The sequence below is a fragment of the Microcoleus sp. MON1_C5 genome, assembly GCF_036701875.1.
Lineage (GTDB): Bacteria > Cyanobacteriota > Cyanobacteriia > Cyanobacteriales > Microcoleaceae > Microcoleus.
In genome coordinates this window covers 105,127-127,493 of the sequence record NZ_JAUBRN010000005.1, presented here as the reverse complement: position 1 = coordinate 127,493, position 22,367 = coordinate 105,127, and the positions used below count along the sequence as shown (strand labels likewise).

16 protein-coding genes and 1 pseudogene are annotated in these 22,367 nt (G+C 46.2%); 9 read left to right on the top strand and 8 right to left on the bottom strand.

The genetic code is table 11. The features are described 5' to 3' along the window. Positions 1 to 14: 14 nt before the first annotated feature. The 3 genes from QUA71_RS04175 to QUA71_RS04165 are packed head-to-tail and all read left to right on the top strand — an operon-like array spanning position 15 to position 7,718. On the top strand, positions 15 to 2,840 hold the full coding sequence (locus tag QUA71_RS04175) for an adenylate/guanylate cyclase domain-containing protein (RefSeq protein ID WP_333282514.1): 2,826 nt from the start codon (positions 15 to 17) through the stop codon (positions 2,838 to 2,840). Positions 2,841 to 2,884: 44 nt separating this feature from the next. After that, positions 2,885 to 6,595 carry a PAS domain S-box protein gene (locus QUA71_RS04170; RefSeq protein WP_333282511.1) on the top strand — a complete coding sequence of 1,237 codons (3,711 nt, stop codon included), beginning with the start codon at positions 2,885 to 2,887 and terminating at the stop codon, positions 6,593 to 6,595. A gap of 4 nt (positions 6,596 to 6,599) precedes the next feature. Continuing rightward, positions 6,600 to 7,718 (top strand): ATP-binding protein, encoded by a 1,119-nt coding sequence (locus QUA71_RS04165; protein WP_333282508.1) that lies wholly within the window; start codon positions 6,600 to 6,602, stop codon positions 7,716 to 7,718. Here the strand turns inward: QUA71_RS04165 and QUA71_RS04160 are convergent. After that, complete coding sequence (locus QUA71_RS04160; RefSeq protein WP_333282504.1) at positions 7,712 to 8,968, bottom strand: FAD-binding oxidoreductase; 1,257 nt, start codon at positions 8,966 to 8,968, stop codon at positions 7,712 to 7,714. The two genes, QUA71_RS04165 and QUA71_RS04160, sit on opposite strands and share 7 nt — an antisense overlap. A 211-nt stretch (positions 8,969 to 9,179) precedes the next feature. Here QUA71_RS04160 and QUA71_RS04155 point away from each other — a divergent pair, with 211 nt between their 5' ends. After that, positions 9,180 to 9,458 (top strand): hypothetical protein, encoded by a 279-nt coding sequence (locus QUA71_RS04155; RefSeq protein ID WP_006635678.1) that lies wholly within the window; start codon positions 9,180 to 9,182, stop codon positions 9,456 to 9,458. A gap of 50 nt (positions 9,459 to 9,508) precedes the next feature. Continuing rightward, positions 9,509 to 10,048 (top strand): DUF2231 domain-containing protein, encoded by a 540-nt coding sequence (locus QUA71_RS04150; RefSeq protein ID WP_333282501.1) that lies wholly within the window; start codon positions 9,509 to 9,511, stop codon positions 10,046 to 10,048. A gap of 67 nt (positions 10,049 to 10,115) precedes the next feature. Here QUA71_RS04150 and cutA read toward each other — a convergent pair whose 3' ends face one another. The 3 genes from cutA to QUA71_RS04135 form a co-directional block, all read right to left on the bottom strand. Beyond that, positions 10,116 to 10,436, bottom strand: a complete 321-nt coding sequence (cutA, locus tag QUA71_RS04145) for a divalent-cation tolerance protein CutA (protein ID WP_333282498.1) — start codon at positions 10,434 to 10,436, stop codon at positions 10,116 to 10,118. Between the two features lie 273 nt (positions 10,437 to 10,709). Continuing rightward, positions 10,710 to 11,609, bottom strand: a complete 900-nt coding sequence (locus QUA71_RS04140; protein ID WP_333282496.1) for a pentapeptide repeat-containing protein — start codon at positions 11,607 to 11,609, stop codon at positions 10,710 to 10,712. A gap of 253 nt (positions 11,610 to 11,862) precedes the next feature. Continuing rightward, a complete protein-coding gene (locus tag QUA71_RS04135; RefSeq protein WP_333282493.1) occupies positions 11,863 to 14,505 on the bottom strand; it encodes a VIT domain-containing protein in 2,643 nt (880 codons plus the stop codon). Between the two features lie 344 nt (positions 14,506 to 14,849). Between QUA71_RS04135 and QUA71_RS29195 the strand changes: the two are divergent. From QUA71_RS29195 to QUA71_RS04105, 4 genes and pseudogenes are all read left to right on the top strand, one after another. Beyond that, a pseudogene (locus QUA71_RS29195) lies at positions 14,850 to 15,788 on the top strand (Rpn family recombination-promoting nuclease/putative transposase). A 181-nt stretch (positions 15,789 to 15,969) separates the two neighbouring features. Further along, positions 15,970 to 16,131, top strand: coding sequence for a hypothetical protein (locus QUA71_RS04115; RefSeq protein ID WP_333282487.1), 162 nt, complete (start codon positions 15,970 to 15,972; stop codon positions 16,129 to 16,131). A gap of 62 nt (positions 16,132 to 16,193) precedes the next feature. Then, complete coding sequence (locus QUA71_RS04110) at positions 16,194 to 17,852, top strand: CTP synthase (RefSeq protein WP_190658845.1); 1,659 nt, start codon at positions 16,194 to 16,196, stop codon at positions 17,850 to 17,852. Between the two features lie 478 nt (positions 17,853 to 18,330). After that, complete coding sequence (locus tag QUA71_RS04105; RefSeq protein ID WP_190658841.1) at positions 18,331 to 18,753, top strand: hypothetical protein; 423 nt, start codon at positions 18,331 to 18,333, stop codon at positions 18,751 to 18,753. A gap of 170 nt (positions 18,754 to 18,923) precedes the next feature. Here the strand turns inward: QUA71_RS04105 and QUA71_RS04100 are convergent, their stop codons facing one another. From QUA71_RS04100 to QUA71_RS04085, 4 genes are all read right to left on the bottom strand, one after another. Beyond that, positions 18,924 to 19,811 carry an ROK family protein gene (locus tag QUA71_RS04100; protein ID WP_333282480.1) on the bottom strand — a complete coding sequence of 296 codons (888 nt, stop codon included), beginning with the start codon at positions 19,809 to 19,811 and terminating at the stop codon, positions 18,924 to 18,926. A 224-nt stretch (positions 19,812 to 20,035) separates the two neighbouring features. Further along, positions 20,036 to 20,743 (bottom strand): tetratricopeptide repeat protein, encoded by a 708-nt coding sequence (locus QUA71_RS04095; protein WP_333282478.1) that lies wholly within the window; start codon positions 20,741 to 20,743, stop codon positions 20,036 to 20,038. Positions 20,744 to 20,883: 140 nt separating this feature from the next. Continuing rightward, entirely contained in the window at positions 20,884 to 22,086 is a 1,203-nt protein-coding gene (mltA, locus tag QUA71_RS04090) for a murein transglycosylase A (protein ID WP_445243747.1), read from the bottom strand. Positions 22,087 to 22,099: 13 nt separating this feature from the next. Then, positions 22,100 to 22,354 carry a hypothetical protein gene (locus QUA71_RS04085; protein WP_006635668.1) on the bottom strand — a complete coding sequence of 85 codons (255 nt, stop codon included), beginning with the start codon at positions 22,352 to 22,354 and terminating at the stop codon, positions 22,100 to 22,102. Positions 22,355 to 22,367 lie beyond the last annotated feature (13 nt).

Sequence of the window (22,367 nt, the reverse complement as noted above, 5' to 3'; positions counted from 1 at the left end):
ACTAAAAATTCAACATGGAAACCCTGTTAAAAAAGCTGTTAGTCCCCCCCCACTTGGAGTACCTAGCACTGGATAAAGACTTTTTAATCCAAGAAACCTCTATCAAAGTGCAGCGGTTTGGCGACTGTCCCGAGGAAGTAGTCGCCGGCAACGATGTCCGCATTCCCTTTCCCGAATTAGTGGGAACTGAAGAAATTTTAATCGATATTTTTGAAAGACGTTTGCCACACTTTGAATTAAAAGCAATCACGAGGCTATTAGAAAATGGATCGCGGCTTTATTTTGATATGTATATCGTCGAGTTCACCAATGACGAAAATTATCAGAGATTAATTATATTTTTTCAAGACGTAAGCGACAGAATGGCTTTAGAACAAACTCTAGTGCAAGCTACCAATGAAATGGATATTTTATTGAGTACCTTAGCGGCTACTAATAATTATGTTGAAAAAATTATTACTTCAATGGCCGAAGTTTTGTTGGTAACAACAGCCTCGGGAAAGATTAAAAAAGTCAATCAAGCGGCTCAAGATTTGTTCGGTTACAGCGAATCAGAATTAGTAGGCCAGCAAATAGACACTCTTGCTGCTGTTGGCTCCTCTTTGCAAGGAATCAGTCAAGAAGATAGTCAACAATCTCAAACTCACACCGAAGTAATTTGCCGAGGAAAAAGCGGAGAAAAGCTAACAGTTTCGTTTTCCTGTACGGCGATTTCGACTGACATTAAAGGCGTTTCTGGGTCTGGGCCCGCCCTTCAAGATTTCGTTTACATCGGCCGCGATGTCACAGATAGACAGCGCGCCCGCAAGCGACAAATAACTCAGTACGTCACCACTCGCATCCTGTCGGCATCCGAAACAATCAAAAAAGCTATAGCAGCAATTCTCCCCGTAATTTGTGACAGCTTGGGATGGGATACTGCCGAACTTTGGATGCCTGAATCTGGGGAAAAACTGCTGTCAGAAACTAAGAGAATAACTGCGGTTTCCGACCCCAATTTGCTTCGCTGCGTCGCCAGTTGGACAAAACGCTCAGTTTCTATCCCCAAATTTGCCGAATTTACCGAACAAATGACTTGTGCGTTTGGCGAAGGATTGCCCGGTTTCGTTTGGGCGAGCGGTTGCTCTCAGTGGATTGCCGATGTCACAAAAAGCGACAGTTGTATGCGCCGCGAAATCGCTGCTGAAGAAGGACTGCACGGAGCTTTTGGTTTTCCAATTTTGGGCGACTACGACCCTGAAAATTCTGCAAAGTCTGTGTTGGGGGTGATGATTTTTTTCAGCCGCGAAGTGCAGTGTTTTGATGAAGAATTGCTCCAGATAATGGCAACCATCGGCAGCCAACTCGGTCAATTTATCAAGCGCAAACAAGCGGAAATAGCTTTGCGGGAAAGCGAAGAACAACTCCGAGACTTATTTGAAAATGCTACTGACTTAATTCAAAGTATTGGAGCAGACGGTCATTTTTTGTATGTCAATCGGGCTTGGCGGGAAACTCTGGGCTACACCGAAGCAGAAATTGCTCAAATGACTGTTTTTGATATCATTCATCCGAACAGTTCCCCAGAGTCTCTGGATATATTGTATCAAGCTATTACCCAAAAAAACCTAAATGAAAATACATCGTATCCCGCCTCTATTGAAATAATATTTATCACGAAGACTCATGAAAAAATTTTGCTGGAAGGCAGCATAAGCTGTAAATTTGCGGCAGGTTCGCTAGTAGCGATTCGCGCTATTTTTCGAGACATTACTGCTCGAAAAATGGCCGAAGACGCCCTAGCAAAATCTGTATCCCTGCTGCAAGCAACTTTTGATTCTACTGCTGACGGTATTTTAGCTACTGACAGGAGCGGAAAAATTGTCACTTTCAATCGAGAATTTGTGGAAATGTGGGGCATACCTAATGAAGTGATGGCACTGCGAGACGACGCCACAACGATCGCCTTTGTCCTGAACCAACTCAAAGACCCCCAAGCATTTCAAGACAGAATACAATCGCTTGACGAGCAGCCAGAAGCCGAAAGTTACGACTTGTTGGAATTTCAAGACGGCAGATTTTTTGAACGCTATTCGCAACCGCAGCGGCTGGGAGATACAATTATCGGCCGAGTCTGGAGTTACCACGACATTACGGAACGCAAGCAAGCAGAATATGCCCTGCGAGAAGAGCAAGAAAAATCCGAAAAGCTGCTGTTAAATATCTTGCCCAAAGCAATAGCAGAACGCCTCAAGCAAAACGAAACTACTATTGCCGAATACTTTCCGCAAGTGACTGTTTTGTTCGCCGACATTGTAGGGTTTACTGCTTTGTCTGCCGTCATGAATCCGATCGAACTTGTGGATCTCCTAAATAAGATTTTCTCAGGATTCGACCTTTTGTGCGAACGGCACGGTTTAGAGAAAATTAAGACCATCGGCGACGCATACATGGCAGTAGGAGGACTGCCTGAACCCAGGGAAGACCACGCAGATGCGATCGCCAAAATTGCCCTAGATATGCAAGCAGAAATAGCGAGATTTAATGCTAACAATAATAAATATTTTAGCATCCGCATCGGCATTCACAGCGGCCCGGTTGTTGCCGGAGTAATTGGTATAAAGAAGTTTATTTACGATTTATGGGGCGACACGGTAAATATTGCTTCCCGCATGGAATCTCAGGGTTTGCCTTGGCGGATTCAAGTGAGCGAAACTACTTATAAATTGTTGGAAAATAAATATTTGTTTCAGGAGCGAGGAATGATTGAAGTTAAAGGCAAAGGGGGAATGAAAACTTATATTCTCCTGGGTCGAAAATCAGGCAGCTCATCAGTCATCAGTCATCTGGCTGATGACTAAAAGTGTTGCTAAAGTTAATTAGCAATACTTTGTGACCAAGACTAATGGAACTTGCTAATTTGTCGGCAAATTTACGATCGCCCGACGAAGCTGTCGATCGCCACCCTGCTACGGTTGGGTCCTCGACTTCACTCGCAGAGGCGATCGCCCTGATGCGGCGGACGAGCAACCCTTGCCCACTGCCTAATTCACCTGCATTTCCCGACTCAAACGAAACTGTAAAAGCATCTATTAGTTGCGTCTTAGTTGTCGATGAAAATCAGCTAGTCGGACTGCTAAGCCCGGAAGATGTCGTGAACTTAGCCGCCTCCGAATACGGATGGCAAGGCATGAAAGTTGCCGACGCAATGACGCGGAATTTAATTGTCTTACAAGAATCAGAATTTACAGATCTTATTACCGCATTTAAGCTATTTTGTCAATACTCGCTCGATTGCTTGCCAATTGTGGATGAACGGGGTCAGCTCGTAGGTTTAGTCAGCGAAAAAACGATTCGGCCAGCAATGTATAGCTGGATGGAGGCACGGCACCAAGAAGCTGCAAAACTTCAGGAACAATCTGAACTGTTAGACGGTAATTGTGAACTAGAAACACGAGTCAGCGATCGCAAAAATGCCGAAAATCACCTGCTGCAGAGCCAGATGCGCTACCAGGCGATTGTGGAAGACCAAACCGAACTGATTTGCCGCTACCTCCCCGACGGTAAAATCACCTTTGTCAATCAAGCTTACTGCCACTATTTCGGCGTGCAACTAGAAGACTTGCTCGGCAACAGCTTCATGTCGCTGCTCCCAGAAGCAGACCGAAAAATTTTTCAAGAGCAATATACTTCTGTGTGTCCCGAGAAGCCTGTTTTTACCTGCGAACACCGAGTAATTTTGCCGAGCGGGGAAATTCGCTGGCAGCAGTGGATCGATCGGGCGATATTCGACGAGAGCGGACAAATCGTCGAGTATCAAGCTGCAGGCCGGGATGTCACGGATCGCAAACAAGCAGAAATCGCTTTGCAGCAGCTCAATGCAGAGTTAGAACTGCGAGTCCAGCAGCGGACACAATGGTACGAAATGGCAGTATCGGCCGGCAAAGTGGGGGTTTGGGACTGGAATTTGGAAACCGACGAAATCTACATTGCTCCGTCTTTGAAAGCTTTGTTGGGCTATCAGGACGCAGAGATTCCCAACCGCATGGAAAATTGGGTGTCTCACGTTCATCCCGACGATCGAGTTGCAGTCGAGGAAGCAGTAAAGGCTTATCTAGAGGGTGTGACAGAAATTTATGAAGTAGAACACCGGATGCTGCGTAAAGACGGCAGCACCTGCTGGATACTTGCCCGCGGCAGCGCGATCCGATCGGCTTCTGGCAAGGCATTACACCTGACGGGCACTGACACCGACATTACCGATCGCAAATTGACCGAAGAAAAACTTCAAAACTCCGAAGCCGAACTGGTGGCGCTGTTTAACGCCATGACGGATATCGTGCTGGTTTTCGACGCAAGCGGCCGCTACCTCAAAATCGCCCCTACGGCTCCCGAACTGCTGTACAAACCGGCTCCTGAAGTGCTGGGCAAAACCCTCGCGGAAATCTTCCCAGAAGCGGAAGCTAATTTTGCCCTAGCCCACATTCGCCAAACATTGGCATCTGGGCAAACGCATAGAGTTGAATACAGCATGGAAATTGGCTGCAAGTTATTTTGGTTTGATGCCAGTATTTCGCCGCTGGAGTTCGATCGAGTGATGTGGGTCGCCCGAGACATTACCGCTCGCAAACACGCAGAAGCTGCACTGCAAAAGAGCGAGGAAAAGTTTCGCAACTTATTTGACGATGCTCCGATCGCGCTTGGTTTGGCAAGCGTGCGCGACTACCGCACGATCAAAGTGAATGAAGCTCACCGCCAGATGTTGGGCTACAGCGATTCGGAGTTGGCTACCATGACTTTTACTGAACTGACGCATCCAGAAGATTTACAAGGAGATGTGGAGCAAGTCAAGCAGTTGGTCGAGGGCCATATTTCTCGCTTCCAAAGGGAAAAACGCTTGATTAAGAAGAATGGCGAGCTGATGTGGGCAAACTTGACGGTAACGCTGATCCGCGATCGCGAGGGCATTCCTCTCTACAGCATGGGGGCGATCGAAGATATCAGTTATCGTAAGCGAGCAGAAATGGAATTTCAGCAGTTAAAAGAACGCCTGCAATTTTTGCTGGGTTCTAATCCGGCGGTAATTTTTACAGCCGCACCGATGGGAGACTTTTGTACTACTTACATCAGCGACAACGTTCAGACAATCGTTGGCTACGAGCCCCAAGAATTGTTAGCAGATTGTAAATTTTGGTCGAGCAGGATTCACCCTGAAGATCGGCCACAATTTCTAGTAAATTTTTCTGATTTGTCCGAGGAAAAAAATTGTATTTGCGACTATCGTTTTCTACACCAAGACGGAATATACCGCTGGCTAAGGACGGAACTAAAACTATTGGTTGACAGCAGGGGCATTCCGATCGAAATTATTGGTTATGCCGCTGATATCAGCAATTCTAAATACGCCGAAATCGCTAGGGGGCAGCAGTTCGAGCAAGAACGGCTTGTGGAGGCGATCGCCCGTCGTGTCCGCCAGTCTTTGCAATTAGAGGAAATTCTCAACACCACGGTTGCGGAACTCCAGCAAGTATTATTAGCCGATCGAGTTTTGGTTTATCAACTTTTACCCAAAAGGGGCGGGCGAGTCATTGCTGAAGCCGTGGCAGAAGGATGCAGCCAACTCGTGGATAGATATTTTGGCGAAGAGGTTTTTCCGCCCCAAAGTTATCAGCTTTATTTGCAAGGGCGAATTTCTGCGATCTCCGAACTAGATGACCCCTGCATTACACCTTGTGTGGTGGAGTTTATGAAACAAATTCAAGTTAGGGCAAAGTTAGTAGTGCCGATTATTCAGCACAGCCAAGTTTGGGGATTGCTGATCGCCCACCAATGCGATCGCCCTCGTGATTGGCAAGAATGGGAAATCAATTTATTTCAGCAGTTGGTGAATCAATTGGCGATCGCGATTCAGCAATCTCTACTTTACCAGCAACTGCAAGCTGAACTGAGCGATCGCAAACAAGCGGAAGCAAATTTGAAAAACTCCCTCAGAGAAAAAGAAATTTTGCTCAAAGAAATTCACCACCGCGTCAAAAACAACCTCTGCGTAGTTGCCAGCCTGTTAGAATTGCAATCGAATACAGTTTCCGACCCGCAAGTCAGCAAAATGTTTGAAGAAAGTCAGAATCGCCTTTATTCTATGGCTCTGATTCACGAAAAACTGTACCGCTCGACTAACCTGGCTCAAATTAATTTTGGCGAATATCTAGAAGATTTGGTAAGTAACTTGTTTCACTCTTACAATATTAGCAACAACCGAATTCAGTTGCAGGTATTAGCTGAGTCAATTTCCCTAAATCTTGAAACCGCTACTCCCTGCGGTTTAATTGCCAATGAATTGGTTTCAAATACCCTGAAACACGCTTTTCCTGATGGCACAACTGGTACAGTTAGTGTAGAATGCTATCAAACGGGCGATCGAGAAATCAACCTCTTAGTTAAGGACAACGGCATTGGCTTTCCTCAAAATTTAGATTTTCGGAAAACTCACTCGATGGGGTTTCAAGTTGTCTGCACTTTAACCGAGCAGTTAGAAGGAACTATCGAAATATCCAGAGAATTTGGTACATCCTTTCACTTAAAATTTAACGAGTTAAACTACTTTCAAAGATTGTAAAAATATGAGTTTTCCCGAAAAACCAATTAATATTTTGATTGTCGAAGACGAACTGTTAATTGCTAAAAATTTATCTCCTAAATTAGAAAAATTGGGATATCAAATCGCCGATATCGTTTCTTCAGGAGCGGATGCAATCCAACGCGCCCGCGAACTAAGACCAGATTTAATTTTAATGGATATAGTTATTAAAGGCGACATTGACGGTATAGAAACAGCAGCAATAATTAATCAAGAATTAGATATACCAATTATCTATACAACTGCCTATGCTGACGACGAAACTTTGCAGCGAGCCGAAAATACTGGTTCTTACGGCTACCTGCTCAAACCTTTTAAAGAAAGAGAAATGCACGCCACTATCAAGATAGCACTGAGCAAACATCAAGAAGCAGTTAGTCTGAAAAAATTAATGGCGTTAGCAGCAGAAAAAAATGAAAATAGATCGCGCTTTATTTCAATGGCTTACCACGATTTAAACACTCCTTTAACTACCATACAGTTATCGGCTGAAATGCTAGAAGATAGCGAAGTGCAGAGAACCCTCGGAACCACCAATAAAAATGTCGATCGGATTAAAAGAGCCGTCAGTAATATGAGTGGGCTGCTGGAAGATATTTTAATGCTGAGCAAAGCAGAATCCGGGAAAATTTCCTTAAATTTAAATCCTATCAATGCGACGGATTTATGCAATTCTATTTTAGAAGAACTGCAACCTATCGTCACCGAAAAACACCTAGTACATTTCCGCAGTCACACAAATCCGCTGTACGCCAATCTCGATGCAAAACTACTGCACCACCTTCTGACTAATTTGCTTTCAAACGCCATTAAATATTCTCCAAACGGCGGCAAGGTCAGTTTAGACTTAAGCTGCGAAAACCAACAGATAATTTTGTGCGTTCGAGATGAGGGAATTGGAATGACACCAGAATATCAAGGAAAACTATTTCAGCAGTTTGAACGGGGTGGTAATGTAGGCAAGATTAAAGGATCGGGTTTGGGACTCTGCATTGTCAAACACATAGTTGACCTGCACGGCGGTACAATAAGTGTAGAAAGTGCGATCGGCAAAGGTACTACATTTATTGTCGCGCTGCCTTTTTTAGTTAGTAGTCAGTAGTCATCTATCCTTCTTCCTTCTTCCTTCTTCCTGACATCCGTTACATCCGTTACAGAATCCGTTGCCGAACTTTTTTCTGCAATAAATCGATGGGGAGACAAAAGCTCGATCGCCCTATCTTCTTCGCCCCCCACCCAATTAGCAAATCGCTCAGCCAAAGCAGGTACAATCACCAAAGGATTGCTGAGACCAGAAAAAACGTGCAATCCAGGGCGATCGGCAATCGGGCCCACTACAGGCAAATTATCAGCGCTAAATGCCACAATACACTCGTGCCAAGTTGCGGGTAAACCTGCCAAATCGGGCAAAACCTTGCCAATTCCTGCACGAATTGCCGTTTCGCTGGTTTCGCGATCGACTTTAGCATTCAAATCGCTCAAAGTGCGCGACAATTGCCCGATTCGCAAACTCCCATCCTTAAACCCAATTGCACCCGAATCTAAAATCGGCGGCTGTAACTCTTTACCCGGTTCATCCCAAAGAAAATCCACCTCAATTCTACTCGATTCAGCTTCCAATTCAAAACGTTTTAATACCGCAGGCATCACCAAAGTCCTGAGTTTCAAATCCACAGGTGCAGTTTCCAAAATCTCCGTGCGAGTAAAATAAACTCCCACAGAAACACCAGCGGCTTTCAGCAAACTCCGACTCCAACCTCCAGCACAAACCACAGCATTTTCACAACGATAAATTCCCTGCGCCGTCTTGACTCCCGAAATCCGATTTCCCTCTTCTATAAACCCAATTACTTCAGCAAATTCTATCGTTCCTCCCAACCGCAGAAACCCTTGACAATAAGCTTTATTTGTGGAAGTCGGCGAAATGTGACCGTGGCGCACAGTCAGAGCTCCGGCGATCGCACTTTTATTCAGCAAAGGTTCCAACTCGCCAGCTTCTGCAACGCTCAAAAGCTGCGGAACAATCGCAAAATGCGCGTAATTAGACGCCACTTTTTCGGCATCATTGCCCGCATCAATTGTCAGCAACAAATCCAACTCGCGAAACTCAGTATCAGCATCTAATTCCGCCGATAAATGGCGGTGGCGTTCGATACCTTCCCGACACAATTGCCGAGTTAAATCTGTCGTTCCCGACCAATAAGCCAAGCCGCCGTAACTAAAACGAGTAGCATTTTGCAGGGTAGCATCTCGTTCCAAAAGCAGCACAGCAAAACCTTTTTTGGCCAGTTCGTAACTCAGTGATGCACCCGTAATGCCACCGCCGACAACAATCCAATCGTAACTTTTCATGGGAAACTCAAAGGGAAGGAAAATATCATGCTTAGATTTTAGCTTAGGTTTTTTCGGAACCAATCGAAAAACCTCTACCTACAGGAAGAGGCTGCCTGCGATCGGCATAACTAAAAGTTCCACCCCTCGGGAGATGTTTGTGCAGGGAGATTTTTCGTTCAATAGTAGGAATTAGAGTCAGCAAAAAATTAGAAATACCAGAGAGGTTTTTATGAGTATCGACAAACCAGGCAAAGATATGGAGCGCACGGTCAATCCGGGCGATCGCATTTCCGACGAACCGCAAACCCTCGAAGAAAAAGCCCAGCAACTGGCGGTAGACCACGTGCCAGACATCACGGGCGATGTTGTTACAGTTCCAACTTATGTGATGGTAGAAGAAGCCGATGGGGAAAAGAAAGCCCTGCACCACGTCAAAGACGCCGATGAAATTTCCGACGTAATTCGCCAGGCCCGCGTTGACGAAAATGGCGAGCGGATTTGGGATTAAGTTCAATCGAATAAAAACGGCTTTGTTGTACAAAAGTTATCGTAGAAATCATGGAAACAAATCCCAGAAATAGTACGCCCTATCCCAATCTTCCGCCGATTCTCGAAAGTCTCGATACAGAGTATCGCGACGCCGGCATTACGAGTACGCTTTCAGTTGCAGGCCATCCCATCCACCCCATCATCGTCATCTTTCCGGTAGCCTTTTTAGTAGGAGCCGCGGGTACGGACATCGGTTATTGGCTCACAAGCGATCCGTTTTGGGCGAGAGCTTCGGTTTGGCTGATGGGTGTCGGTTTTGCTGCGGGGATTTTGGCCGCAATCACGGGCTTTTTAGATTTTTTCAAAGTTAAAAGAGTGCGCGAGCGCAGTGCCGGTTGGTTGCACATGGGCGGCAATGTGGCGGTTATGGTACTTACCCTGATTAACCTGGTGTTGCGACAAGGAAATCCGGCTGAGCCGATCGTATATACAGGTTTAGCAATATCGATCGTCGTTGCAGCTTTGCTGGGCATTACAGGCTGGTTCGGCGGCGAACTAAGTTTTCGCCATAAAATCGGCGTCATCGGCCCTACCAGTCATAATTCCTAGGTTTCTGACCATTTGTAGTAGGGACTTCCGTCCCTCTTCATTTGACACTTTAGCACTAAAGTCTTGACTACAAACTTAAAGATTTTCCCAGCCAATTGAGATAAGCATCGCTGCCAGCGATAATAGGAAGAGCAATAATTTCGGGAACTTCATAGGAATGGAGTTCCTGAACTTTTGTTTTTAAAGCCTCAAATTTAGCCATATCAGTTTTAATCACCAACTGCCACTCTGACTCGGCATGAATCTCGCCTTGCCAAGTATAAATAGAGCGAATTGGCGATACACTCACACAAGCAGCCAGCTTGTGTTCAACTAAAGATTTAGCGAGATTCTCCGCCTCCGCCTCCGATGCCGCAGTTACCAGCACCACCCCAAAATTAACAGTCATAGCGATTTTAGATTTGAGATTAAAGAATTGATTTCAACAGAAAACCTTGAGCGTAATTCTTTGTAGCTACAGGGCAATGCCTTGTCAGGCGCGGATATCTACCACTTTTAATAATTCTAGTTACCGGATTTAATCGAGCGTGTCGCATCTAAATTTTACAGTCAAGTTGGAAGAAATTATTGTGGGGAGTAGGGGTTGGGCGGGATGCCCGCCCAAAAATCCAATTCAGATACGCAATTACCAATTCCACACTTCCAAATTCCCCCTTTCCCATTACCCATTTTTAATTTCCGTAACTTCCCAAGAATTGACTCTGCCAGCCCCAGCTAAAGAAAAATAGCGCCTAGTAGATTCCGGCAAAATAGCTCCCGCCAACAAAGCATTATCTAAATTAGCTCCTATTAACGTCGCCTCGCTCAAATCTGCTGACATCAAATCTGCTTGACACAGCTTTGCCCAATTCAGATTTGCTCCTCTCAAACAACTTCCCCTCAACTTAGCCCCGGTTAAGTTTGCACCCGCCAACTTCACCCCAGGCAACTGAGCCGCGCTGAAATTCGCCCCCGCCAAATTCGAGCCTTCCAAATTAGCTCCCATTAGTTTAGCTTCACTCACGTTGACACCGCTCAAATCTGCACCGCACAGATTCACCCCTGTCAAGTGCGCTCGCCGCAAACTGACTCCGGTTAATTGAGCTCCAAAAAGTTTTGCACTATTGAGCTTTGCACCGTAAAGGTTGGCCCACTTAAAATTAGCTGCCATCAGATTCGCGCCCAGCAAGTTAACTAATTGCAAGTCGGCGCTGCACAAATTGGCATTCCACAACACAGCACCGCGCAGGTTGGCACCAGTTAAAGTTGCGCCACTTAACTTTGCTCTCGGCAATTTTGCTTTTACCAAAAAAGCTCCACTCAAATTAGCTTTTGTCAAATCTGCACCTGAGAGCTGGGTTTCACCCATTTTGGCAAAACTCAGATTTGTTCTGTGCAGCAGTGCACCTTTGAGTGCTGCTTTGGTGAGAAACGCCCTGCTGAGGTTCGCCCCGGAAAGATTAGCTCGCGAAAGGTTGACTCCGATTAAGATTGCTCCGCTGAGGTTTTTCCCGCTGAGGTCGGCTCCAGTAAAGTCTCTTTCTCCTTTTTCGTAATTGTTTAGCAGTTCACTAACTTCCATAGGGCATCATACCTTCTATGATTGGGGGGTTTCGATCCAGAAATCTTTACTGTTAAGGTTGTTTCAGAAAGGAAACTGTTTCAGAAAGGAAACTGTTTTAGCGTTTGCCTCAAACGGTATAAATTTCATTAACATGACTTCCTGTTTAAAGGCAATCTCTTAATAAAGATTTTATATGTTCCACGCGGTAGCGATCGCCCTTTCGGTATTTTTGAATTAAAAGTTAATGTTTTGTGACATAGATAGTCCTTGCTTAACGATCGACCGTTATTCGCAACTTCAGGCGCAGCGTGCCCTTGAATCCTGCGGGAGGTTGCCAGGAACTCAAGACACTCTTGAGACTCTCTACGGCGTCTGTTGCTTGCATCGTCGAGGTTTGAGGGTCGATCGCCACTCGGGCAACGCGGCCTTCTTGTACCGATAACTCCCACACCGTTTCACCCCTAACCCCCGCCGGGAGATTAACAGATTGCAGGTATTGAGTCAAAGCGGCGAGTGCCCCGGCATCTAACCCTTCGGCGCTAACTACTTGGAGGCGAGAAACCTTTGGCTGCGAGGGTTGCAACTGACCGTAACCGGGCTGCCGCGGCATAGCAGGAGCTGGACTCACGGGTGCCGAGTTGCGATTCGAGGTAACGCTGCGAGTGCCGCCCCTAGTTGGCTCTGCCCCCTCCCACTGGAAAATACCTTCATAGCTGACACCCTGCGGCAATTCCACAGGCACTTGCACTCGACGACGAGTTCCATCTGCTTCGACTCGCACTTCTTCGCTCACAGCCACAAAAGCTGTGTATTCCGACAGCAACCGATAAGTCAGAGCAGTATTAGTCACAGCTTCCACCAGAGATTTAGTCTCACCACCAAACATTTGATTCATTAAATCTTTAATGCGCGATCGCCCCCAAAGTTGAGCTACCGCCGGATTGCCAAAATCCGTAGCGCCTGCTGCGACTGAAGTTGACTCCCGCTGCCGCCCGCCGGATGGAGCAAAATTAACAGGTAAAACTTGCTCGTAAGCTTTGCCACCTGCAAGAGTGCCGCGAATGCGAAGTTGGCCGTTAGTTCGATCTGTCTTTTTGCCAAACAAAACCAGCGGCCCACTGGCAAACAAGTCTGGGGGTGCGATCGGATAAATCTGCGGTTTTTCCCCCATTCCTTCCCAACTAATTTGAATATTAGTCAATACCGGACTATTAATTTCACGAAAAAACTTTTCTGCCGCTTCTGCCGACGGTTCATCTTGACGAATTACCTGAGAAGTGCCTCTTCCCACTTCCGCCAAACGGTTAATCAAAAACCGATTCACCGAACCGCCGACCCCAAAACTATAAAGTCGATTTCCCGGTTTCAGACTCTGTTGAACCCGCCCTAGCACTTCATTTTCATTACCAATGTAACCGTCAGTAATTAATACAATACTCCGCAGCCTTCCCGTTGCCGGAGCCGGAAAATTCATCACTGCTTGAATGCCGTTAAGCAATTCACTGCCACCGTTAGCCTGCAACTTTTCGATATAATTAATTGCTTTTTGCCGATTTTCTGGAGTATTTGCTAAAGGAGTTGTTGAAAGCGCTGTCGCAGTATTGGCAAAATCAATAATAGTAAAAGTATCGTTGGGATTCAGCCCTTGAATGAAGCGGCGCATCAACTCCTTTGATTTTGCCAGCGGTTCGCCCTGCTGAGAACCGGAAGTATCCATCAGAAACACGACATCTTTGGGTACAATTTCATTAGTTTTGTAGTTTAATGCCGGAATCAAATAAGTAGCAAAATGACCGCCCCGCTTGTCGGATTGAGTCAAAATAGTTGCCCGAGTATTTTCGCCCGCCACCCGATAGCGCAGAATTAAATCTTTATTGGGAATTGTGTCAGAATTGGCTAATTGGACTTGTACAATATTGCCGCTGCGGTCAGTTGTAATTTGATGCGAAGTAGAGCGGACATCGCCGATCGCAACTCCGGCATCTATTTCTACCGAAACAGCGATATTGTGACCCGATCGTGTTCCCGGAGGCAAAACAGGCGGGTTAATGCGATCGGCATCGGTATTAACCCCCCCCTGCCCCCCCCTTGCTAAGGGGGGGAATTGAGAATCGCCCCCCCTTGCTAAGGGGGAGGATTGAGAATCGCCCCCCCTTGCTAAGGGGGGGTTGGGGGGGGTCGTATTTCTCGCCCCGGGAGACTCAGAACTATCGCCCCTCCTTGCTAAGGGGGGGGTCGAATTTCCCGAAATATAGCGCGGCCCTACCACCATTGGAAACACAAATTCATAATCGCCGCCGGCAAACTTGAGACTTTCCGTGTAGCGAATCGTAACTTCAATTTTTTCTCCGGGTTTGATATTAGCGAGAGACTGAGTAAAAATATTGTCGCGTTCTTGTTCCAACAAACCCGCACTCCGGCCTTGCTTTCTGGCTTGTTCGTAAATTTCCAAAGCTTCCTCGCGCAGTTTGATATCAGCTTTAATAGTGCGTGAGCCTATTTTAATTTCCATATCGTCCACCGCCGCTTCGTCGGGCAAAGGAAATATATAAACAGCTTCTATAGATTCAGGAAAAGGATTTTCAAACTTCTGAACAACTTCGACGCGGGAGATATTGCCAGCTATTTTGGCTTTAACTTCAGTCTGCTTGAGAGGAAAGACTTGTTCTGAGGTCGTATTTGGAGTTTTGACGAACAAACCGCCGACTGGACACCGATTTTGTGCAGCTCGCGACCCATTGCAATTAACATCGTTACTAGCGAGGATTTTCGGCGACACAGACGAATAATTTTCCCCAGGAGCTTTTGCCCGCGCCGTATTTGGAGCGAGCCACGCGCCACACTCGATGGCTGCGAGCAATGCGATACCAGCAGAAAGCAACCGTTGAGCGGATAGAACGCAGACAAACTTCATAGCTGTTTTTTTTTAGCAGACTTGAGGTGCTTTGTTTACCATGACTTTACGCTTCGCGAAACGTTCCTGAGTTAGCTTTCTGGGAAAAATGACTGAGCGCGTAGGGCTGATTTTAGATTTTAGATTTTAGATTTTAGATTGACCCGCCTAGGGGCGGACTGGGCGCTGGAACTTTTGTCGAAGCCATGATTGCTCAGGGCGACTGCTGTCGGCCGCTCGATCCGTATTTGGGTGAGGTCGGTTGGGGCGATCGTCCGCGAACCCAACCTATAAGATGGTCTGATAGTTAAATAATTAAATAACTCTAACCTCAACCTCTCAAGCTCTAATAAATTGAAATTGCCATGAATTTTATTAATCCCAAAACCCACTTTGCCTTTGAAAAAATCTTCGGGTCTGCTGAGACTAAGGACATTTTGATTAGTTTCTTGAATGCCATGCTCTACGAAGCACAGCCAGTCATCGAGAATTTAGAAATAATCGACCCCTATTTGGCTCCAAAAATCAAAGGATTCAAAGATACTTACTTGGATGTCAAAGCTAAGATTGATGGCAACGAAACGGTAACTATTGAAATGCAAGTAGGGAATGTATAGTCATTTTAGGAGCGAATTTTATCCAACAATGCTACTAAAGCTTATTCGCTGCATCTAAGCACAGGAAGCGGTTACAGCTTGTTAAACCCTGTGATTGCTCTGGCGATTACAGGTTTTCAAATGTTTGAGCATCTGGAAACACTGATTTCGCGCTTGGTTTTCAAATAAAAAACTTTTTTAACCGACTATCTCGCTGATAAATTTGAACTTGTATTTGTTGAGTTACCAAAATTTGACAAGACATTACAGGAGTTAGAAACGCTGACAGATAAGTGGAGAGATTTCATGAAAACTGCTCAAATTTTACGGTCGGTTCTCGAAGAGTTGGGAAATGTGCCGGAACTCCGACAGGCTTTTGCAATTGCGAATGAAGCGAATCTCGATCCTGATGAATTGGAAGATTTAGAAAGGCGAGAAATTTTTATTCAAGACCAGCGCGGTGCAATTACCAAAGCTACCAGAATCGGGAGAGAACAAGGCATCGAACAAGGGATCGAACAAGGCATCAAACAAGGAAAGTTCGAGTTAGTTGTGCGGCTGTTGGAGCGCCGTGTCGGCCAGTTGTCGTCGGAGATTCAAACTCGCATCAGTCAGTTATCCGCTGAGCAATTAGAGAATTTAGGGGAGGCCGTCTTAGAGTTGGCCAGTGTGTCAGATGTGACAGATCGGTTGCAGACATATTTGTGAGGAAGGGAAAAAAGCCTGGGTGAAGGTGGTTTTCTCAAAAGATCGATCGCCCTTGATATCATTTCCGGTTACACCGGAATGATGTTGACGGTTGACTGTTGACTGTTGACTGTTGACGCCGTGAACAGTCAACAGTCAACAGTGAACTCGAATTTACTATTCCGATGCTAACGGATTTGATATGACTGGTATCCGCCCAAAGCGAACTGATGAACAATCAACAGTTTTGAAATTGGCCTACGAACTCAAAACCCCCGCAAACCGCCCGATCGAGCAAATGGGCTACTCGTCGTATCCCCAGCCGTATTTGAGAAATGGTCAAACACTGCTGGACAATTTTTGATTTTAGCTCTTAGAGTTGAGTGTTACCTTCTTAAATGAGAAAGATCTAAAGTCGAAAATCCTATGAGCAAATTTGTGTTTGTGACCGGCGGCGTGGTTTCCAGCATCGGCAAGGGAATAGTCGCTGCTTCGTTGGGCCGCCTATTGAAGTCGCGGGACTATTCGGTCTCGATTTTGAAACTAGACCCCTATATTAACGTTGACCCCGGCACTCTCAGCCCGTTTCAGCACGGAGAAGTCTTCGTGACGGAAGACGGTGCGGAAACAGACCTGGATTTGGGGCACTACGAGCGTTTTACCGATACTTCCATGTCACGCCTCAACAGCGTCACCACGGGTTCCATTTATCAAGCGGTAATCAACAAAGAACGCCGCGGCGAGTATCAGGGGAGTACGGTGCAGGTGATTCCGCACATCACTAACGAGATTAAAGAGCGAATTCATCGGGTAGCAAAAAATACTAATCCCGATGTCGTGATTACGGAAATCGGCGGAACGGTGGGAGATATTGAATCTTTGCCGTTTTTGGAGGCAATTCGGCAGTTTCGCAAGGATGTCGGCCGGCAAAATGTTGTGTATATGCACGTCACGCTGATACCTTGGATTCCTTCGGCTGGGGAGATGAAAACTAAACCGACTCAGCATTCGGTGAAGGAATTGCGGTCGATCGGCATTCAACCAGATATTTTAGTCTGTCGGTGCGATCGCCCGCTGTCTTTGGGCATGAAACAGAAATTGTCGGAATTCTGCAACGTGCCCGAAGAATGTGTCATCACCGCTCAAGATGCCAAAAGTATCTACGAAGTGCCGCTGATGATGGAACAGGAAGGTTTAGCGGAACAAAGCATCAATTTGCTGCAACTCGAACCGCGCCGCCCCGATTTGACTCAGTGGCAAACCTTAGTCAAGCGGCTTTACAATCCTAACCACAAGATTGATATTGCTTTGGTGGGCAAATACGTGCGGTTGAACGATGCTTATCTTTCGGTGGTCGAAGCTTTGCGGCACGCAGCAATCTCGATCGGCTGCGACCTGAATTTGCACTGGATTAACTCAGAAGATTTAGAATCGGGAAACATCGAAAGTTATCTCAAAGATATCAAGGGCATTCTTGTGCCCGGAGGTTTTGGGGTTCGGGGAGTAGACGGCAAAATAGCCGCGATCGAATATGCCAAACACCATAAAATACCCTTTTTGGGATTGTGTTTGGGGATGCAGTGTGCTGTGATTGAATGGGCGCGCAACATCGCCCAACTAGAGGATGCCAACAGCGCTGAATTTAACCCAGATACCGCAAATCCGGTAATTAATTTATTGCCAGAACAGCTAGATGTAGTTGATTTGGGCGGTACAATGCGGCTGGGTTTATATCCGTGCCGTGTCAACCCAGACACCCTCGCTTTCAAACTTTATCAGAAAGAAGTGATTTACGAGCGGCACCGCCACCGGTACGAATTTAACAACGCCTACCGCAATCTTTTCTTAGAATCAGGTTATGCAGTCTCCGGGACATCTCCCGACGGCCGATTGGTAGAAATGATCGAATTGCCCAACCATCCCTTTTTCATAGCCTGTCAATTTCACCCCGAATTCCAATCTCGACCTAGCGCCCCCCACCCCTTGTTTCAGGGGTTTATCGAGGCGGCGAGCGTGCAGGGAAATCAGGATTTTTTAGAAGCTGAGGGGCGCGACTTGGTGGCCGGGAAACTTGCAGGAAACTGATCTCATATCATGTTCGATCGATTAGTTCTGATATATTAGATGTCTGTAGGGGCGGGTGAGAGTACACCATATTAAAATCAGGCAGACAATGCATCGTACTCTCACCCGCCCAACCCAACAATCGGATTTGATTCGGGTCGCACTTACCGGACATGATATCGGGCAGCATTCTCAACCCGTGAAAAATCTCACCCCTGAGCCCTAGCATAGGGGTTGGGGGATAGTACCCGAAGGGAGAAGGCAAAAGGCAGAAGGTAGAAGGCAGAAGGCAGATGGTAAAAATGCTGATATTTTTACTTAACTTTTTAGCTTTGATTTCAAAGGTGATACCAGTAAAAAAAAATGCCACTTTAGGCAGGTTCCAAACCCTGATAGTCATCAGTCATGCCCAATCTAAAATCTAAAATCTAAAATCTAAAATGGTATGAGTTGTCAAACTATCCTAAAATACCAGGAAACACAGGTTTGAGGAGGCTTTGTGGCTTATTGGAGCAAAATTACTTATGAGAAAAGTACATACATAATTGACCTTGACACTATTAGTGCTTTTTCTAGCGAACTGGATAACAAGCGTCTCACCTTTTGGCTGCCTAATAGCAGTCAGCCGATTATCCTCAATCCCCAAGGCAATTATGAGGCTTACAAGCAAGTTCTCGATTACCTCAAAAAAACCATCGATCGCAATTCTAAAGGATCGTGGATTAAAATTCATTATGACCGCAAAGAATTTGCGATCGATATGAGTCGAATTAGCTCTTTTGCTTGCGAACAAAACGGTCGGCTAAGCTTTTGCCTGCCTGACAGCGCAACTAATATTGTTATCCTCCGCCAAAGCAACCCGGAAACTTATCAAGAAATTCAGGAATACATTAAAAATACGACTGGACAATCTCTGCCATGAAGCAGTCATTAGTCATTAGTCATTAGTTAGAAGCATGAACAATCAAGGGAGATTATGTTGAGTAACTCCTCACATTCATTTTATTTTTTTTGAGCTAAAGTGCTTAGGTTGCACCGTAATTTTAGATATGAAAAAAGCGCAGTAAAATGCGCTGCTTTTTTAAATTTTAACTATTGAACAAGCTGCCAAGCTAATTTGGCCGCCCCTACCATGCCTGCTTGATTTCCCAATTCAGCAACCAATAACTGCAAATCTTCGCGAGAACTCGGCAGAACCCGCCGCTCAATTTCTTCTCGAACCTGCGGCAAGAAAAATTCAGCACCTGCACTAATTCCACCGCCGAGAATAATAGCTTCCGGCGTCAAAATATAAATGAGACTTGCCAAACCGATACCCAGATAGCGCCCGTAATTTTGCCAATATTCTAAAGCTTTGGCATCTCCCGACTTGGCTAAATTTGCTAATTCTACAGGTTCCAAACCCGTTTCCCGGCGAATTGCTTGCACCGAAACGTACTGTTCTAAAGAACCGCGATTGCCGCTGTTGCATTCCGGGCCGTCGGGATTTATAGTAATCAATCCTAGTTCTCCGGCCGCGCCTTGATGACCTACAAATAGTTTGCCGTCTAGGATAACTGCACCGCCGACTCCTGTACCTAAAGTTATTAAAATTAGGTCTTTAAAGTGCCTGCCTGCGCCCAACCAAGCTTCTCCCAACCCGGCACAGTTGGCATCATTTGCTAACATGGTCGGCAGTCCGGTTTTAGCTTCCAACCAGTCAGCTAACGGGACGTTATGCCAGTTTTTGAGGTTAATTGCTACTCTGGCTATACGGCCGGCGGCGTCTGCGGGGCCTGGAGTGCCGATGCCGATCGCACTTACAGCATTTTCGACCGGATTCAGTTGTAAAATAGCATCGGTCATTGTAGCTAAAACGGCTTCTGGCGTTGCCGGTTGAGGAGTTGGAACAGTTAAGGATTGATGACAAATGCCGTCTTCGCCGAATCTGCCGAGTTTAATTGCGGTTCCGCCTAAGTCAATGCCGATTACTTGTGTCATTCGATGTGGGTTTTGGATGCAATAATTTGGGACTAATTTTAATAGTATAAACCTATTGTATGTGCGCCTAACACACCTTACAAATTAAGTTGGTACTGAGGACTGAAGTCCTCAAACTTCTCTTTTAAATGTATGATAACTAGCCGCGAAAACGACCATTAATTATTAATAGTATCAGCTCGCTCGCAATACCTAGTATAAATTGTATATAAAAGCGAGTTCGCCTATTTAATTTCGCCTAACTTACGTTGCGCTACCTCTCGGTTGTGCAAAGCATCGTGATAGTCTGGTTTGAGAGCAATTGCCTGATTATAAGATGCGATCGCCTCTTCAAATCTTCCTAAATTATACTGCTCATTCCCTCGAACGCACCACGCCTCAGCATCTACATTAACTTCCGATTCTGCCTCCGCACCCTCAGCGCCTCTGCGGTTCACTTCCCCAGAAAAACCCAAACCATCCCCAACAAACACCGCCTCAATCACCCTTCCCTTTGTATCCTCCTCCTCAACCTCCGGCAGCGGAAATCGTGTCAATATCTCCCGCCCAATTTGCCTCGCAACCTCTGACAACTCCCCGCTGCCAATTCTACCTAACAATACCAGCCGCTGCGCCAATTCCTGCAGCGATGCCACCGCATCCGTAGCAGCGGTGTCATCATGTTCGCCCTCTAACAATCTTTTCCCAAACCGTCGCAACCAAGCCGCTAATTCACCATCTTTAAGGCGTCTTGCGATTAAGAATCCCGCTACATCCCCGCGACTCCAACCGACATTCACTCCTTCGAGAATTTCCATGAATTTCGACTCGTATTCAGCGTCAGTTAAGGTTGGGCGGATGGTGGTATTTTCTGAAGGCGGGGTGGGCGGGGTTTGGGTTCCCAATATTCGCTGAATTAGTCGTTTGAAGAATTGCCAAATTTTGTTTAGCATTTGTGCGGTTGGGAGGGTGGGTATTTTCTATTTTATAGCAATTTACATAGAGATTGTCGGCGATAATATCTATAGGGACACGGCACTGCCGTGTCCGGGATTGCAACGCACAGCAAACAATCACATCAAGTAGAATTAATCTACTTTAAAAGCGGATAATACAGTTCTCCTGTCGAGTTGATAAAACCAGCCCGATCGCCCGCTAAATCCCCCGTTCCCATAAATACGTCAACTCTCCCCGCACCTTTGATTGCACCGCCGGTATCCTGATCCAAAACGTAGCGATTTACCGCATTTTGTTCGAGTTGTCCCGCCGCATTCGGATAAGGGAGTTTTGTACTGATTAATGCTAGTGCGCCAGGGGGCATTAAAGCTTTATCGGTGGCGATCGACCTTTCGGCAGTTACTGGCACTCCAATGCTTCCTGTGGCTGGAACTCCATTAGTATCCCGAAAGAATACAAAGCTTTCATTTTTCGGCAAATATTTGTTCATATCTCCGGGAAAGTTGGTGAAATATTCCCTTAGTTTCGGCAAATTTAACTCTTCTAAAGTAAACTTTCCGTCTTTAACTAATTCTCGCCCGACTCCTGTATAACTGTGACTCGTTTTGCCTGCAAAACCGACGGTCATCACGCTACCATCTGTTAGCTGCAATCTCGCAGAACCTTGGACGTGCACGAGAAATGCCTGGAAGCGATCGCGCAACCAAACTAATTCTAATCCCCGCAGCAATCCTTTACTTGCCTGCAAAGCATCTTCGCCTTCTAATTGCAATCTTGTCGGGTGAGGTTTCGGCCAAGATGCCATGTTTGGCGGCATCCGGTACAGGGGATAACGGTATTCGGAATTAGGCGTGCGAGATGCTGCGTAAGTCGGCTCGAAATAACCTGTAAATGCGACTGTTCCTTTGCCATCTTTGCCCGTGGATTTGTAAAATACAAATTCGCGCTTGACCGATTCCTGGAGTTGTGCAGGGGTTGTGGAACTGACAACTAATTGGCGGAATCGATCGAGAGAACGCCGAACTCGATCGCGCGTAACTCCTGCGACTGGATAGCGGCTGTAAGCAGTGGCGGCCGCCGATGTATTGAGATAGCGGAGGCTGTTGTCGATCGACTTTAACAGCAATTCCCGATCGCCCGGTTTGCCATTTTCGCCCCAGATTTGAGCGTCAAAGGCGAGATCATCCGACTCGCCAGCTTGCAATTGATTTAGACTAATTGGTTGCAGTGGCGGGGCTGCAACGGCGGGCACCGAAAAAGCAATCGCCAAAACGCAACAGGCGATGGCTAATAGCTGATAGCGAAAAATCTTGCTCAATTTCCAATCTTTCCTACTCAATTGATACTTTTCCTTATTCATCGTATCGTTCGACGCTAGAAGTAAATACCGGTTCTACGCGAATTGCGAGAACGCTGGTAGGCCGAACTACCATGTATTCGCCTTGAATATTTTTGATCGGGACATTAACAAATTCTGACGAATCTTGTTTGGGAACCAGAGTTTTATACCACTGTTGAAAATCTTGCAGCGTTGAAAAACGGATTTCTTCGCGGTGGCCGCCTTCAAGCAGCAGGTGCACGGAATATTCGCTGGGAGTTCTAGGCATAGGAGATAGGGAG